Source organism: Mesorhizobium sp. WSM4841, from assembly GCF_055811515.1.
This window is the reverse complement of the sequence record NZ_JBVVQC010000033.1, coordinates 35207-51167: the sequence shown is the minus strand read 5'-3', so window position 1 is coordinate 51167 and position 15961 is coordinate 35207. Positions and strand designations below refer to the sequence as shown.

General features: G+C 61.5%; 15 protein-coding genes, 2 pseudogenes and 1 riboswitch. Of the genes and pseudogenes, 10 read left to right on the top strand and 7 right to left on the bottom strand.

Annotated features, from left to right (window positions below; all coding sequences use genetic code 11):
* The first annotated feature begins 186 nt into the window (after positions 1–186).
* The 5 genes from AC0L14_RS28500 (at position 187) to AC0L14_RS28480 (ending at position 6253) form a co-directional block, all read left to right on the top strand.
* Entirely contained in the window at positions 187–2643 is a 2457-nt protein-coding gene (locus tag AC0L14_RS28500; protein ID WP_473751479.1) for a penicillin-binding protein 1A, read from the top strand.
* A 142-nt stretch (positions 2644–2785) separates the two neighbouring features.
* A protein-coding gene (prfB, locus tag AC0L14_RS28495; RefSeq protein ID WP_143744589.1) for a peptide chain release factor 2 occupies positions 2786–3917 on the top strand; the annotation gives its coding sequence in 2 pieces (ribosomal slippage) (positions 2786–2851 and positions 2853–3917; 1131 coding nt in all).
* A gap of 443 nt (positions 3918–4360) precedes the next feature.
* Entirely contained in the window at positions 4361–4744 is a 384-nt protein-coding gene (locus tag AC0L14_RS28490) for a hypothetical protein (RefSeq protein WP_473751478.1), read from the top strand.
* A 210-nt stretch (positions 4745–4954) separates the two neighbouring features.
* The gene (locus AC0L14_RS28485) at positions 4955–5323 is read left to right on the top strand and encodes a GFA family protein (protein WP_473751477.1); all 369 of its coding nucleotides are present in this window, start codon (positions 4955–4957) and stop codon (positions 5321–5323) included.
* Positions 5324–5602: 279 nt separating this feature from the next.
* Positions 5603–6253: a YiaD family glycine zipper/OmpA-like lipoprotein gene (locus AC0L14_RS28480; protein WP_095492037.1), complete on the top strand. Its 651-nt coding sequence runs from the start codon at positions 5603–5605 to the stop codon at positions 6251–6253.
* Positions 6254–6373: 120 nt separating this feature from the next.
* Here the strand turns inward: AC0L14_RS28480 and AC0L14_RS28475 are convergent, their stop codons facing one another.
* Both AC0L14_RS28475 and AC0L14_RS28470 read right to left on the bottom strand, forming a co-directional pair.
* Positions 6374–6646 carry a DUF2798 domain-containing protein gene (locus AC0L14_RS28475; RefSeq protein WP_123151027.1) on the bottom strand — a complete coding sequence of 91 codons (273 nt, stop codon included), beginning with the start codon at positions 6644–6646 and terminating at the stop codon, positions 6374–6376.
* Between the two features lie 45 nt (positions 6647–6691).
* Positions 6692–7573, bottom strand: a complete 882-nt coding sequence (locus AC0L14_RS28470) for an NmrA/HSCARG family protein (RefSeq protein ID WP_473751476.1) — start codon at positions 7571–7573, stop codon at positions 6692–6694.
* A 128-nt stretch (positions 7574–7701) separates the two neighbouring features.
* Between AC0L14_RS28470 and AC0L14_RS28465 the strand changes: the two genes are divergently transcribed.
* A complete protein-coding gene (locus tag AC0L14_RS28465) occupies positions 7702–8595 on the top strand; it encodes a LysR family transcriptional regulator (RefSeq protein WP_473751475.1) in 894 nt (297 codons plus the stop codon).
* Between the two features lie 220 nt (positions 8596–8815).
* Here the strand turns inward: AC0L14_RS28465 and AC0L14_RS28460 are convergent.
* The 5 genes and pseudogenes from AC0L14_RS28460 to AC0L14_RS28440 form a co-directional block, all read right to left on the bottom strand.
* Positions 8816–9193: pseudogene (locus tag AC0L14_RS28460) on the bottom strand (DEAD/DEAH box helicase); the annotation flags it as partial.
* A 25-nt stretch (positions 9194–9218) separates the two neighbouring features.
* A pseudogene (locus AC0L14_RS28455) lies at positions 9219–10667 on the bottom strand (cobaltochelatase subunit CobN); the annotation flags it as partial.
* An 18-nt stretch (positions 10668–10685) separates the two neighbouring features.
* Positions 10686–11723 carry a cobalamin biosynthesis protein CobW gene (gene cobW, locus AC0L14_RS28450; RefSeq protein ID WP_473751474.1) on the bottom strand — a complete coding sequence of 346 codons (1038 nt, stop codon included), beginning with the start codon at positions 11721–11723 and terminating at the stop codon, positions 10686–10688.
* Positions 11720–12154 carry a DUF1636 family protein gene (locus AC0L14_RS28445; protein ID WP_473751473.1) on the bottom strand — a complete coding sequence of 145 codons (435 nt, stop codon included), beginning with the start codon at positions 12152–12154 and terminating at the stop codon, positions 11720–11722. The genes cobW and AC0L14_RS28445 overlap by 4 nt, the downstream gene beginning before the upstream one ends.
* A 38-nt stretch (positions 12155–12192) precedes the next feature.
* Positions 12193–12396, bottom strand: a riboswitch (cobalamin riboswitch).
* 71 nt (positions 12397–12467) lie between these two features.
* Positions 12468–13667, bottom strand: a complete 1200-nt coding sequence (locus AC0L14_RS28440; protein WP_473751472.1) for a winged helix-turn-helix domain-containing protein — start codon at positions 13665–13667, stop codon at positions 12468–12470.
* A 335-nt stretch (positions 13668–14002) separates the two neighbouring features.
* On the opposite strand from AC0L14_RS28440, the gene AC0L14_RS28435 reads away from it, so the two are divergent.
* The 4 genes from AC0L14_RS28435 to AC0L14_RS28420 are packed head-to-tail and all read left to right on the top strand — an operon-like array spanning position 14003 to position 15955.
* A complete protein-coding gene (locus AC0L14_RS28435) occupies positions 14003–14368 on the top strand; it encodes an NADH-quinone oxidoreductase subunit A (protein WP_023798850.1) in 366 nt (121 codons plus the stop codon).
* Complete coding sequence (locus tag AC0L14_RS28430) at positions 14359–14940, top strand: NuoB/complex I 20 kDa subunit family protein (RefSeq protein WP_023798851.1); 582 nt, start codon at positions 14359–14361, stop codon at positions 14938–14940. The genes AC0L14_RS28435 and AC0L14_RS28430 overlap by 10 nt, the downstream gene beginning before the upstream one ends.
* 5 nt (positions 14941–14945) lie before the next feature.
* Positions 14946–15545, top strand: a complete 600-nt coding sequence (locus AC0L14_RS28425; protein WP_473751471.1) for an NADH-quinone oxidoreductase subunit C — start codon at positions 14946–14948, stop codon at positions 15543–15545.
* A 32-nt stretch (positions 15546–15577) separates the two neighbouring features.
* Positions 15578–15955, top strand: coding sequence for a four helix bundle protein (locus AC0L14_RS28420; protein WP_473751470.1), 378 nt, complete (start codon positions 15578–15580; stop codon positions 15953–15955).
* The last annotated feature ends 6 nt before the right edge of the window (positions 15956–15961 follow it).

The following is a 15961-nucleotide window of genomic DNA, read 5'->3' as shown; positions in this document are numbered from 1 at the left end:
AGGCAGCGTTGCACGACGACAACACCCTGCACTTATTTCCGCCATTCGAAGCCGAAATTGCGTGCTGCCGCATTTTGCCCACATGGTGGCGACATGGGTTTTCGATTACCGGTCGGGATCGTCTCGAAAGCTTGCGCGAAAGGCGGCTTCGTTTAGGGGATTCCCGAACCAAGGACTGGAGCGGGCATGATTCGTCTCATTGGCTATTTTTTCGGCATCGGCACGGCGCTGGCCCTTTTGGTCGCGGCGGGCGTGGCGATCTATATCAGCCACTTGTCGAAGGATCTGCCCGACTACGAGGTCCTGGCCAAGTATGAACCGCCGGTGACGACCCGCATCCATGCGTCTGACGGTGCGCTGATGGCCGAATATGCGCGCGAGCGGCGCCTGTATTTGCCGATCCAGGCGGTGCCGGATCGTGTCAAGGCGGCCTTCCTGTCTGCCGAGGACAAGAATTTCTATAATCATCCCGGCATCGATATGACCGGCCTTGGCCGCGCTGTGATGGTCAATCTGCAGAATTTCGGCTCTGGCAAGCGCCAGGTCGGCGCCTCGACGATCACACAGCAGGTGGCGAAAAACTTCCTGTTGTCCTCGGACCAGACCTACGAGCGCAAGATCAAGGAGATGATCCTCGCCTTCCGCATCGAGCAGGCCTATTCGAAGGACCGCATTCTCGAGCTCTACCTTAACGAGATTTTCTTCGGGCTCGGCGCTTATGGCGTCGCCGGCGCAGCGCTCACTTATTTCGACAAGGCGGTGAATGAACTCACCGTGGCGGAGGCGGCCTATCTGGCGGCTTTGCCGAAGGGCCCCTCCAACTATCACCCCTTCAAATATGCCGACCGCGCCATCGAGCGCCGCAACTGGGTGATCGACCAGATGGTCGGCAACGGCTACGTCACGCAAGAGGAAGGCGCCAAGGCCAAGGCCGAGCCGCTCGGCGTCAAGCCACGCCGCTCCGGCACCTATCTGTTCGCCGGCGAATACTTCACCGAGGAAGTGCGTCGCCAGATCAGCGCGCGCTACGGCGAGAATGCGCTCTACGAGGGCGGCCTGTCCGTCCGTACGACGCTCGATCCCAAGATGCAGCTCATCGCCCGCAAAGCAATGCAGAACGGCCTGATGAAGTTCGATACGCTGCGCGGCTATCGCGGGCCGGTGAAGACCATCAGCCTATCCGGCGACTGGGGCGTGCCTTTGAGCGAAGTCAAGGGACTTGACGACGTGCCCGAATGGTCGCTCGCCGTCGTGCTCGACAGTTCGGAGAGCGGCCTGTCCATCGGCCTTCGGCCGACCCGGCAGATCTCGGGCGAACTCGTCAAGGATCGCATCGAAGGCACCGTCAGCCGCGAGGACATGAGCTTTGCCATGCGTCATGTGGTCGGCGGCAAGACCGTCAAGGCCAAGTCGCCTGCGGATGTGCTGAAGCCTGGCGACGTCATCTTCGTGCAGAAGAAAGAGGGAACGGATGGGGCCTATATCCTGCGCCAGGCCCCCGAAGTGGAAGGCGGCATGATCGCCATGGATCCGCATACCGGCCGCGTTCTGGCCATGGTCGGCGGGTTCTCCTACTCGCAATCCGAATTCAACCGTGCCACGCAGGCCATGCGGCAGCCGGGTTCGTCGTTCAAGCCGATCGTCTATTCGGCCGCCCTCGACAATGGCTATACGCCGGCTTCGGTGATCATGGACGGCCCGATCACCATCAAGAGCGGCAACACGACCTGGACGCCGAAGAACTACGACGGAAGGACAGCTGGGCCGGCGACCTTGCGGTCCGGCATCGAGAGGTCGCGCAATCTGATGACTGTGCGCCTGGCCAACGACATGGGCATGAAGCTGGTCGCGGAATATGCCGAGCGCTTCGGCGTCTATGACCGCCTGGCGCCGTATCTGCCGATGGCGCTGGGTTCGGGCGAGACCACCGTGATGCGCATGGTGTCGGCTTATTCGATCATGGCCAACGGCGGCAAGTCGATCAAGCCGACGCTGATCGACCGCATCCAGGATCGCTACGGCAAGACGGTGTACAGGCAGGACGAACGCGGCTGCGAAAATTGCAACGCCGCCGAATGGCAGAACCAGCCTGAGCCGGAACTGGTCGACAATTCCGAGCAGGTGCTCGATCCAATGACCGCCTATCAGATCACCTCGATGATGGAGGGCGTCGTCGAGCGCGGTACCGGCGCCACCGTCGCCGAACTCGGCCGCCACATCGCCGGCAAGACCGGTACGACAAACGACGAGAAGGATACCTGGTTCATCGGCTACACGCCCAATCTCGTTGTCGGCCTTTATATGGGCTACGATCAGCCGAAAGGTCTTGGCAAGGGCGCGACCGGCGGCGGTCTTGCAGCGCCGATCTTCAAGGACTTCATGCGCGTGGCGCTGGACGGCACGCCCAATGTCGATTTCCAGGTTCCCGAAGGCATGAAGCTGATCGCCATCAATCGCAAGACCGGCATGGCTGCCAACCCAGACGACGCTGGCGCCTTTATCGAAGCCTTCAAGCCGGGCACCGGTCCCGCCGACAGCTATTGGGTAATCGGCATGGGTGCTGACGGCTCCAACGCCTCCGGCGGCGCGCTGTCGCCACAGGCCAACCAAGCCATCCAGTCCGGCGGCGGCGGGCTCTATTGACATAGGACATGGCGTTCTGGGCCGGCTTTCGAGCCGGCCCATTTCGCTTTACAGGCGGCGGTGCGGTCCCTATGTATCGCGCCAACCCAAGCTCTGTTTAAGCAACGGGGCACCATTTCAGCACGGGACAGAACAGCCAGCCATGCGCGCGGAAACGCAGAACATTGTCGACGAGATCAGGCAGGCGATAACCCTGCTGAGGAGGCATCTTTGACTGGGATCAAGCCATAAAGCGGCTTGAATACCTGAATGTGCGTGCCGAGGATTCGAGCCTCTGGAACGAGCCGCTGGAGGCGCAGAAGCTGATGCGTGAGCGCCAGGGCCTCGAGGAAGGCATCGCCGCGGTCAAAGGCCTCACCCAGGCGCTGGAAGACAATATCGGCCTGATCGAGCTTGGCGAGGAAGAGGGCGACGAGAGCGTCGTCGCCGAGGCGGAAGCGGCGATACGCTCGATGCGCGGCGAAGCAAAGGCCCGCCAGATCGAGACGCTGCTTTCGGGCGAGGCGGACGCCAACGACAGTTACCTCGAAATCCATGCCGGCGCCGGCGGCACCGAAAGCCAGGACTGGGCCTCGATGCTTCTGCGCATGTACACGCGTTGGGCCGAGCGGCGCCGTTTCAAGGTCGAGGTGCTGGAAGTACATGACGGCGAAGAGGCCGGCATCAAGTCCGCCACGCTGCTGATCAAGGGCCACAATGCCTATGGTTGGCTGAAGACGGAATCCGGCGTTCACCGTCTCGTGCGTATTTCGCCCTATGACAGCAATGCGCGCCGCCACACGTCCTTCGCCAGCGTCTGGGTCTATCCCGTGATCGACGATACGATCGAGATCGACGTTTCCGAATCCGATGTCCGCATCGACACCTATCGTTCGTCCGGATCGGGCGGCCAGCACGTCAACACCACCGATTCGGCGGTCCGCATCACCCATCTCGCCACCGGCATCGCGGTCGCTTGTCAGGCCGAGCGCTCCCAGCACAAGAACAAGGCGAAGGCCTGGGAGATGCTGCGCTCGCGGCTCTACGAGGAAGAGCTGAAGAAGCGCGAGGCGGTGGCCAACGCCACCGAAGCGTCGAAGAGCGATATCGGCTGGGGCCACCAGATCCGCTCCTACGTTCTGCAGCCCTATCAGCTGGTCAAGGATCTGCGCACCGGCGTCGAGAGCACAAGCCCGTCGAGCGTGCTGGACGGCGACCTCGACGATTTCATGGAGGCCTCGCTGTCGCAGCGCATCGAGGGCGGCGCCGGCGAAGTGGTCGCCGATATCGACTGAAGCTCCTAGCACCAAAGCAGCAGGAACATCACGCTAGAGTAACAGGCTCTCACGCTAATTGAGCGGTCGCTTTATGGCTTTGTTTCTTCATCGAATTTTCCAGAACAACTTCTACCTCCGGGTTAGATGTTGCAGGCCTGCCGGCGCTTGGCCTGGAACCACTGCGAGCTGAATCCCGTTATCTGCGGTCCCATTTGCCGGGGTTGATGAAGTCACTGTCGTCAACCCCGGCAGGCTGGTTCCGGCTGCAGATGTCGGCGCTCGGTTTGCACAGCAATTTCTTGCGCCAACAAAGGAATCAGCCCAGCATCCGAAGGCTGGGGGAAAAAGCATTTATGGCCGGACGCGGCGTATCTGCGACCTGACGAGCCGGCCACTGGGAAGATACGTTCCAAGAACGGGCAAGCGAAACGCTTGATAACTCGGTGATAGGAATTGCGCCCATGCCTGCTTTCACACCCCGACCGGCCTCAGCCGTCAAAACGGCGCGCCGCCTCCTGAATTCAATCACTGCGGTGGTGGCTCTGACGGCCATCATTGTATTTGCAGCGCCCGCTTTGGCGCACGACGCCACGCCGACTGCGGCGAGGCCGCAAGGCTGGAGTTACCCATTCTCCTGTTGTTCCGGCTATGATTGCCGCGCGGTCTCGCAGACGTCGATCAGCGAGCGTCCGGAGGGCTATGTCATCAAGGGGACAGGCGAGGTCGTGTCCTACAGCGATGGACGGATCAAGAATTCGCCCGATGGCGAATATCACTGGTGCTCGGTCGCCGGCGCCAATGATGGAAAGACCATCTGCCTGTTCGTGCCACCGTCGTCGTTTTAATGTATGTCGCCCAAAAGCTTGCCCCAAGGGCCTGAGCCAGAGCCTGACCCGATGGTGCGCAGCGGTTTTGGGATAATGACATGCATCAAAAAGATTGAAGCGCGCCACGCGTCCGACGCAGGCAAGCGAGTCTGCTGATAGACGGTTGTCAGGAGTGTCTCTTTATGTTGCCTTGCCGCGCGGGCGGCAGGCAATCGTGAGGAGGCGTTCATGACCATAAAGGCAAGCTGCCACTGCAGGGCGACGACGTTCGAAGTTTCGCAAGCGCCGCTAGCCGTGACGCAATGCACCTGCTCCTTCTGCTCGAAACGCGGCTCGTTGTGGGCCTATTACACCCCGTCGCAATTCAAGCTCACCAGCCCACTCAAGAATGTCTCCTTCTACCGGTGGGGGTCGAAAACGATCAAACACGGTTTCTGCGCCACCTGCGGCTGCGGCACCTTCACCGAAACGCCGGACTGGTCGACCGGCACGCCGGATTTCGACCATCCGAAAATCAGCGTTAATTCGCGCCTGTTCGACGATTTCGACCTCGATCAGGTCGAGGTCGTCGTCATCGACGGCAAGAATCTCTGGTAGCCGATAATCTCTGGTAGCCGATCAGAATTGCGCAATACCGCAGCCGTGCAATTGACCGGGAAAAGCCATAGCCAGCCGCTTTTCCCGTTCCATTTTTCGCCGCATTTCATGTTACAAGCATTAGAGCGACGTGCGTCCACCTGGACGCACAAAGTACGCTCTAAGACTTTGAATCTATGCATCGCTCTTTCCGAAAATCGATGATTTTCGGGCCGATGCAACGGAAGGGCTGATGCGGCGCGCCACCGGTGGGACCGCGGACTGGAGAGGGACTACCCAATGAGAAAGACTGTGCTCGTCGTCGTGGCGACGGCTGTGCTCGTGAGTGCCTGCACTACAACCGATCCGTATACCGGAGAGCAGAAGGTTTCCAACACTGCGGCCGGCGCCGGCATCGGCGCGCTGGCGGGTGCGGGGCTCGGCCTGCTTGCCGGCGGCAACGATCGCCGTAATGCGCTGATCGGCGCTGGCGTCGGCGCGCTCGCCGGCGGCGCCATCGGCGCCACGATGGACCAGAACGAGGCCGAACTGCGCCGGCAGCTTCAGGGCTCCGGCGTCAGCGTCACCCGCACCGGCGACCAGATCATCCTCAACATGCCGTCCGACATCACCTTCAACGTTGACCAGGACGCGGTGAAGCCCGGCTTCTATCAAGTGCTGAATTCGGTCGCACTTGTGCTGAACAAGTTCCGGCAGACCACGGTCGACGTGTTCGGCCACACCGACTCGACCGGTGGCGACGAACACAATTTCGACCTGTCGCAGCGCCGCGCGCTGGCGGTCGCCAACTATCTGTCCGGGCAGGGCGTCGATTCCCGCCGCTTCGCCGTCACCGGCTTCGGCAAGACGCGTCCGATCGCTTCCAATGCGACGGCCGCCGGCCGTGCCCAGAACCGCCGCGTCGAGATCCAGCTTTCACCGCTCACCTGAGCAAGACAGACAAGAAGACCGCATTGCACATGAGAACGGCCCCGCAAGGGGCCGTTCTTGTTTGCTTTTTGCTGGAGTGACGAGCGTCGGCGCCCATCGCTTCGGTTTCATATCATAGTGTCAGGGGCGTGCCGGCTGATCGACAATTGCCGCAACGATCCGGCGCACGATCGGAAGGACAATCAGCAGGCTCGGAAACGCAACAAGCCATGATACGCCCCATGCGTATGACCAGGTCGCTACAAAACCGTTCGTCCAACCCGTGCCGATCGCCGTCGAAACCGCCGAGATGATGCAGGTCATGAGGATTGAAAGAACGAACGGCATTACCACTGCACTGTAGGAAGGCGGCAGTTTTCTCAGCTTCAACGTTTTTTGCGGTGATGCATGCATGGAAATCTCCAATCAGAAAATGTGCGTACGTGCTCGTGAGCGCGATCAGGCGATCTGCGCCGTTTGCAGGGCCAGTTCTCGGATAAAGCTTCGTAGCGACCGCGGCTCGCGGCCCAAGGCGGCGCGCAATGTCAGACTGTTTCCGCCGAGGCCGTACTTGGCGTAGTGGACATGGACTCTAGCCAGCAGCTGCAACTGGCGGTCATCGTAAGGAAGGCGGGCATTCGCTGCCCACTCACCGAAGGTCGGCTCGCCGGCAGAGATCGGGCGCCCAAGTTCCTCACTTATCATTGAAGCGATCTCTTCCCGGCTATGCATACCAGCGCACAGCTCCAGGGTGGCATAGGACAACCGCGCTTCGGTCAATGCGATCGCTGCCACTTCGGCGACATCGCGGTAATCGACGCGCGCCAGCTTTGCTGTCTTTGGAAACGGTTCCGAGAAAACGCCATCCCTAACGATGGACGGCCAGGCTGCTGCGATATTCTGCATAAAATTGGCGGGATGCAGAATGGTGTATTCCATATTCGTCGAGTAGAGAGCATCTTCGACCGGCACCTTGCTCGCGTGATTTTTGAGCCTCGTATTGGTCGGCTGGATCACCGACGAGAAGACGAATTTTCGAACGCCTGCTCGTGCTGCAGCCTCAACCATGGCAACACCCATGGCTGCTTCATCGGGGGCAAAGGCCGGTCCGATGTGAAAGACGCCCTCGACACCCTCGACGACATCTTCGAGGCTCTGCGGGTCGCGCAAATTGCCGGTCACCACTTCGGATGCCCCGAGCCTTCGGGCCTTTTCGGCGCTCGCGGGCTCGCGAATGAGTGCTCGAACAGTGGCATTGCGGCGGACAAGTTCAGGCACGACCAATCCGGCAAATCGGCCTGTTGCGCCCACGACCAGGACGGTTGGATTGGGTGCTCGCATGACAACTCCCTTCGATGAAACCTGCCCTTTCGGGATTTTCTTCCAGGGAAATAAAAGGTCGCAAACAGCGTTACAATTATTTGGCTTTGCGATAGTCTCTCTCGATTTTCGAGAGAAATGGAGAAGCCATGAGCCGAATAGATGATTTTGAAGCTTTCATGGCAGTCGTCGAGCATGGAAGTTTGACAGCCGCCGCACGTCGGCTGAACCGCTCGCTCCAATCGATCAGCCGGTCTTTGGCGACGCTGGAGGAATCCGTCGGGGTCGAGCTTGTGCAGAGGACGACGCGCCGTTCGACTCCAAGCGAAGCCGGAGCGGCGTTTTTCCACCGCATCAAACCCGCCATCGACGAAATTAACGACGCAAGATTTCAGGCCGCCAACCAACGATCGGAGCCATCAGGCATCCTGCGCGTGAGCGCGCCAGTTCTGTTCGGGCCGGATTTCGTTGTACCTGTCATCGCCGACTACATGCAGATGTATCCTCGGGTCGAGGTTGACCTCCAGCTCTCCGATGGATTTGTTGATCTTGGTGCCGAGGGCCTCGATCTGGCAATACGGATCGGCAATCTGCCGGATTCCAGCTTGCGAGCCAGACGCCTAGGCGCGTTGCGGCGCGTCGTGTTCGGCTCGCCTTCCTACTTTGAACGCCGTGGCCGACCAACGCATCCTTTTGAACTGAGCAAGCACAATTGCATTGTTCGAACCTCCGACCAGCGTCCAGGTGAATGGATGTTTCAGATTGAGGGGAAACCTCGGGCGGTGAAAGTGGCTGGCAGTTTTCGATCCAATTTGATGGCACCGATCTACGCCGCCGCAGTTCGCGGATTGGGTTTGGGTTACTCGCCCCTCTGGCAGATAAGGCATTCGGTGGACGATGGCCGCCTAGAGGTGGTTTTAAGCGAATTCGAGCCGGCGCCGGTGCCGATGCACGCCGTGTGGCTGGAAGGCAGATCATCGTCAGCCAAAGTTCGCGCGTTTCTGGATATGTTGCCGTCCCGTCCGGAATTCAAAAACCTGTAGCCACCGGATCAAACGAGACGACAGAGCGCGGTCGACCGCTCGTAGCCATAGACTTCGGCGAGACGCGCCCGATTGCTTCCAACGCGGCGGCGGTCGACCCGCCTAGAACCGGCACGCCGAGATCCAGCTTTCGCGCCACACCTGAGCAAAGCAAATATCGGACATGAAAACGGCCCCGCAAAGGGCCATTTTTGTTTGGATTTGAGAATTTCTGCTGTGATCAGACCTTGGCGACGATGCGCATGAAAGCGGGCATGTCGTCGCCGAATCCGACGGTCGCATCATTGTCTTCCTGGCGATGGCGGGCAGGGCGATTGCCGTCGCGCTGCGGCCTGGTGTCGCCGCGTTCCGGCGCACGCTGTTCGTTGCGATCGGGCGAAGCCTTGCGTTCGGGCGAAGCTTGGCGCCCGGTGTTTTCCGAGCGGATCGCTTCTTTGTGCGCGCGCCGCTCCCCGGCTTCGGCGACCGCGGCCACCACTGGCTGTTCCTCGCGCGCCGCATCCGGTGTTGCAGCTTCGCTTTGCCTGGCGTGGCGTTCGCGTGGCTTGCGTTCGCCCCTGTCCTTGCGGTCACCGTCCTTGCGGCCGGGGGGGGGGGGGGGGGGGGGGGCCCCGCCGGGGGGGGGGGGCCCCCCCCGCCCCCCCCCCCCCGGGGGGGGGTGGCAAAGAGGGCAGGACAGAGGGGGGCGCTTCGCGCAAACCTGTCTCATGTTCTGCATTGCCCCACGCGGCCGTCACGGTAGCCATTGCCGCTGTCGGCAATTCCGTCGAAAGTTCGACATAGTCCCCTAGTGCCAGTCCACCTTCGCTGCGCTCCAGCATCTCCAGCAATTCGCGCGGCGTTTGCGGAATCCCTTCAACGGCGTAGCCCTGCTCGCTCAGGTCGTGCAGCATCGCCAGCACGCTGGACGGCACGTCGAGGCCGACGGCGTAGCCGGTGCGGCCGGGCGCGCTTGGATAGTCGGGGATCAGGATGGCCAGCTTGCGCTCCGCGCGCGGCGTCCGCTGCAGGCGGATGAAGGCTTGGACACGGTTCGCCACCTGCGCGACGCGGTCCGGCTCCGGCCGGTTGGAGAACGCGCGGAAAGCCAATGCGGGATCGACCTCGCTTTCGCCCTTGAAGGAAATGGCGCCGGCAAGGATGCGGCCGTCGAGTTCGGGCAGGACGACATGCATGGCGAGGTCGGCGGGCGCCAGGCCGCGCTGATTGTTTTGCCAGATGTCACGGCGTGTTGTCGCGACGATGACCTGGAATACCGGCACGCCGGCGCGGTCGAACAGGGTTTCGACGCCGGGCTCAGCACCGGAGGCGAAGGCCGTCGCGGTGATGACGGCGGCAGGGTTTAGCGCGGCAAGCGCAGTCTCGACAAAGGCCAGCGATGCCGGGTCCTTGAGGCTGGACACGAAAATGGGGACAGGGATGATGCCGCGCTGCCCGAGCGCTTCGAACAATGCGTCGATCGGCGCGACATCGGCGGCGAGCAGCATCGAACGGTAGAAGAGAATGGGGACGACGTCCCCCCGTCCCGGCTCATAATAGCCCGCCTTCGGCACGACAACCGGCTCCACGACCGCCGTGTCCTGTCCTGCCAGCCGCGCCAGCTGATTCACCAGCGCCGTCATATTCTCCGGGCCGCCCTCGCGAAAATAATCGAGCAGGCCGTTGAGCTCTTCGCGCGGCAGCGTCGAGCATTCGATCAGCCGGAGATCCTCGTCGCGGCATTCGCCGGGCAGCAGCGCCAGTTTTATGCCGCGTGCGCGGGCGGTCGAGGCGAGTTGGTCGCAGCCGTAGCGCCACCAGTCGTAGCCGCCGAGGATGCGAACCAAAATAACCCTGGCGTGCCGGGCGACGCTGTCGATCCAGAGATCGACGGACATCGGATGGCGCAGGTCGCGTAGAGCCGCCAGCCGCATCGACGGCAGGCGATGCGCGTCCGCCTTCCACGCCGCTGCCAGCCCGGCCAGATCGCTGTCGGTGAAAGACAGCGCCACGACATCGGCAGGCGTCTGCCTGAGATCAACAGGCTCGGCGAGATCGTCGAGCGAGGCGGATGTTGTGGTGAGGATGTGCATCGCGGCTCGTGCCTGAGGTCAGCCGGCGAGGATACGCTCGATTGCCGGCCGGTTCAGCCCCTTCAGGCCGATGATGACGAGGCGCGAGCGGCGATCGTCTTCAGCGGTCCAGGCGCGGTCGTAGTAGTGATTGACGCGCGGACCGACCGCCTGCAGCAACAGCCGCATCGGCTTGCCGCCGACTTCGACGAAACCCTTGACGCGCAGCACGTTTTCTTCCTCGGCCGCCGTGGCGACGCGCAACGCCAGCTCATCGGGATGGGCGATCGACGGAATGTCGATGACGAACGAGTCAAAATCGTCATGCTCGTGGTCGAGTTCGTCGTCGTGGTGAGTCTTGCGGTTCTCGATATCGTCCTCGACGGCAAGGCCGAGGCCGAGCAGCACAGACGGATCGACCTTACCCTGCGAGGTCGGCACGATCTTGACGGCGCGCGCGGTGTGCTCGCCGATGATGGCATTGGCACGGGCCGAGCCGGCGGCGTCCATCAGGTCGGTCTTCGACAATATAATCAGGTCGGCACAAGCGAGCTGGTCCTCGAACACCTCCTCGACCGGATCGTCATGGTCGAGCGTCTCGTCCCGCGCGCGCTGTGCCTGCAGGGCGTCCATGTCGTTGGCGACGCGGCCATCAGCCAGCGCCGGTCCGTCGACCACGGCAATGACGCTGTCGACCGTCACCCGGCTCTTGACCGTCGGCCACTGGAAGGCCTGGACCAGCGGCTTGGGCAGAGCCAGCCCGGAGGTTTCGATCAGGATATAGTCGACCTTCGGCGATAGCGACAGGATCCGGTCGAGCGCTGGGACGAAATCATCGGCGACGGTGCAGCAGATGCAGCCATTGGCCAGCTCGACGATGTTTTCCTCAGGACAGGTGTCGATGCCGCATCCCTTGAGGATCTCGCCGTCGATGCCGATGTCGCCGAACTCGTTGACGATGATGGCCAGCCGCTTGCCCCCGGCGTTTTCGAGCAGATGGCGGATCAGCGTCGTCTTGCCGGCGCCGAGAAAGCCGGTGACGACGGTGCAGGGCACGCGGGAGAGCGAGGCGGTCATATCTGATCCTTCAAAAGGTCGAGGGGAGGTATGCGGGCGACGAGGCCGCGCTTCAGGCAATCGGGGCGGCCGCGCCATGGAATGAGGCCGTCAGTCGAGGTGGCGAAGAGTTTTGCGCCAGCGACGAGATCGGCGCCGCTGGTCGCGGTCAGGTCGCCAAAGACATAGCTCCAGCAGCCGTCGCGCAGGATCGCGGCGCTCAGCCGGCGCTTGCAATTGCCGAGGCATTCGACGGTGCGGATATGGATATTTTCGCCTGATACAGCGCGGCGCGTGTCTTCGGCAAGCAGCTCGCCGGCGCGGGGATCGGCGTCGGAGCCGGTCTCGTCGCGACAGGAGGCGCAGACGATGACGGTGATGCCGGCCAGGGAGTCGTCCCCGCCGGACAATACGCCCGCTGTCTCAGCCGGAAAACTGCTGTCGCGTTCCAAATCAGGCTCCTTGCCCGGAAAACCCGCCAGGCGATCGGATTCTATTGTCCTAGACGGCAGGTCTCCTGGCTCGCGGGTCATCGCCTTGGTGCCGCCTTCCCGGGATTTTCCCAGTGGTTATCGGCCTTGGCTCGTCGCTTACAGTTGCGGGGACAGCCGCGGATTTGAAATCGAGATTTCGCACCGCATTCCCTCTTGGCTCCTCCCTTTGCCGAGAGGAGACCGTCTGAACCGGATTTAGGCTTGTGGAGGCAGTCGTGTCAACGCATGGTTCCGACACGGCGAGGAAACGCTTCAGCGCCGACATCGGCAATTACGAAACCGCGACATCCGCCAGCGCGTGGCCCAAATCCCCCGCAGGCGTCACTTCGATGCGCTCCAGGCCGAGCCAGCCTTGCATCAGCTTCAGTTCCTCGAACAGCTTGGCAGCGGTTTGCGGCGGGGCGCCGGCCTCGGCATAGGCGGCATGGACGCGCAGCACGCTGGCGGGGCGGTCGGCCTTGAGGTCGATGCGCGCCACAATCCTTTCGCCGAGCAGGAACGGCAGCACATAATAGCCGTATTGGCGCTTTTCGGCAGGGGTGTAGATCTCGATGCGATAGCGGAAGTCGAACAGTCTTTCCGTGCGCGCTCGCTCGAAGACGACGGGATCGAACGGGGCGAGCAACGCGCGCGCCTCGATCTTGCGCGGAAAACGGGCGTCCTTTTGAAGATAGGCAGGCTTGTCCCAGCCTTCGACGCGAACCGGCAAAAGATCACCGGCGTCGACCAGTTCTTCGATGCGACCCTTGATGTCGGCGGGAGAGAGGCGGAAATAGTCGCGCAGGTCGCCCGCTGTCGCGACGCCGTGGGCGCGGGCGGAGATGCGCAGCAATTCGCGGTGCGCATCCTCCGGGGAGGGCACCGGCAAAGCAAGTACTGCCGGCGGTAGCACGCGCTCCGGCAGATCGTAAAGCCGCTCGAAGCCACGACGCGACGCCGTGGTGATACGGCCGGCCCAGAACAGCCATTCGAAAGCGTGCTTGGCGTCGCTCCAGCCCCACCAGCCGCCGTTTCCCTTCTGGCCTTCGAGGGCGGATGCGGCGACCGGTCCTCGTTCGACGACCTCGCGATAAATGTCTTCAATGTAGGCGGCGCGTTCGCGGCCCCACTTGGCCAGTCCGTTATACATTTCCTCGCCACGTTCGGCCCGCTCCATGCGCCAGCGCATCAGCGGATAGGTTTCGACCGGCAGAAAGGAGGCCTCATGCGCCCAATATTCGAAGACCGTGCGCTTGCGCGTCACGGCGGCGTTGTCGAGCAGGGCAAGCGGGTAGGGGCCAAGCCGCGAATAAAGCGGCATATAGTGGGCACGCACCACCGCGCTGACGGAATCGATCTGCAGCAGGCCGGTCCGGCCAAGCACACGGGCCAGATGGCGGCGATTGGGCGTGCTGTTAGGGCGAGGATCGGCAAACCCCTGTGCGGCAAGCGCGACGCGCCGGGCCATGGCGAGCGAGATTTTTTCCTTCATGCAGACGGCACTCTGTTGGCGTTCTACCAAAGATGGGAGCGATGATTCCGCGTCATGCTAGCAGGGTTTTGGCGGCATCTATGTCAGGAGAGAAAACTGGAGTAAAAAGTGAAGGAAATCAAACAGGAGCGGATCGGACCAGTTTATCCGGATATGCCGTCGAGCACCGTGTTTTGAACAAGGTTTGACTTGCTTCGCCGAAAGCCCTGCGCTAACCCTCGCCGCGTTGCAGCATAGAGCCCCCTAAAACGGTTCAGTGGTTAAACTGTCACGCTTCCGCAAGTGGGTCCGGTGCTGTAATCAGAGTGGATTGGCCGCCAACGGAAAGCTGCAGCATGAACGCATTGTTGAGTTCGTACCTGCCCATCGTCCTGTTCATCGGCGTGGCGCTGGTCGTCGGCCTGGCGCTGCTTGCCGCACCCTTCCTGGTGGCCTACCGCAACCCAGATCCGGAAAAGCTTTCCGCCTATGAATGCGGCTTCAACTCGTTCGATGACGCCCGCATGAAGTTCGACATCCGTTTCTACCTGGTGTCGATCCTGTTCATCATCTTCGATCTGGAGGTGGCCTTCCTGTTTCCGTGGGCAGTGTCTTTCAGCCAGATCGGCATGCTCGGTTTCTGGTCGATGATGGTGTTTTTGGCGGTGCTGACGATCGGCTTTGCCTATGAATGGAAGAAAGGAGCGCTGGAATGGGATTGAGCGACAATTCCGGCACGCTCGTCGCGCCGAAGCCAAAAGGCATTCTCGACCCCAGCACCGGAAAGCCGGTGGGGGCGAATGATCCCTTCTTCCTCGAGATCAACGACGAGCTTGCCGACAAGGGCTTTCTCGTCACCTCGACCGAGGCGCTGATCACCTGGGCTCGCAGCGGCTCGCTGATGTTTATGACCTTCGGTCTTGCCTGCTGCGCGGTCGAGATGATCCATACCTCGATGCCGCGCTATGACTCGGAGAGGTTCGGTGTCGCGCCGCGCGCGTCGCCGCGCCAGTCGGACATCATGATCGTCGCCGGCACGCTGACCAACAAGATGGCGCCGGCGCTGCGCAAGGTTTATGACCAGATGCCGGAGCCGCGCTACGTCATCTCGATGGGCTCCTGCGCCAATGGCGGCGGCTATTACCACTATTCCTATTCGGTGGTGCGCGGCTGTGACCGCGTCGTGCCGGTCGACATCTACGTGCCCGGCTGTCCGCCGAGCGCGGAAGCGCTGCTCTACGGCATCCTTCTGCTGCAAAAGAAGATCCGCCGCACCGGCACGATCGAGCGGTGAGCGGGATGATGAGCCTGAATGAACTCTCGACCTATCTCGGCGAGAAGCTGAGCGGCCGGATCGGCGATGCAGTGTTTGCCTATGGCGAACTCACCATCTCGGTCGAGCCGCAGGATCTGATCGAGGTGGTGAGCTTCCTGCGCGACGATCCAAAATGCCAGTTCATCTCGATCATCGACGTCTGCGGCGCCGATTATCCATCGCGGGCCAAGCGATTCGACGTTGTCTATCACCTGCTGTCGCCGAAGCAGAATGTTCGCATCCGGCTCAAGGTGCAGGCGGACGAAGAGACTGTGGTGCCATCGATCACCAGTGTGTTTCCGGGCGCCGACTGGTTCGAACGCGAAACCTACGATCTCTATGGCGTGCTGTTTTCGGGTCATCCCGATCTCAGGCGGATTCTGACCGATTACGGCTTCGAGGGTCATCCGCTGCGCAAGGATTTCCCGCTGACCGGTTTCGTCGAGGTGCGCTACGACGACGAGGCCAAGCGGGTCATCTACGAGCCGGTCGAGCTCAAGCAGGAATTCCGCAATTTCGATTTTCTCAGCCCTTGGGAGGGGACGGATTACGTCCTTCCGGGGGATGAGAAGGCGAAACAGTGAGTAGGGAAGTAGTGAGTAGTCAGTAGGAAGGAATGGAAAAAAGGATCGAATCTTATCGCGACCTAATGGTGTGGCAATCGGCGATGGTGCTTGCAGAAGATTGTTATCGCCTCACCAAAATTTTTCCGAAAGAGGAGATCTATGGAATGACCTCCCAGATGCGCCGCTCGGCGGTATCTATCGCCGCCAATATCGCCGAAGGGTACGGTCGTGAGAATAGAGGTTCATTCGTTCAGTTTCTGCGCATGGCGCAGGGTTCGTTGAAGGAACTGGAAACGCACATACTGCTGGCATGCCGGGTCGGCTTGCTGGAAAGAAACAATGAGATTGAACTGCTGCTCCGATGCGAAGAGATAGGTAAAATGATGCGATCTCTCATCAGAACGGTGCAGGCAAAGCAGGCGGAATAAGTAGGC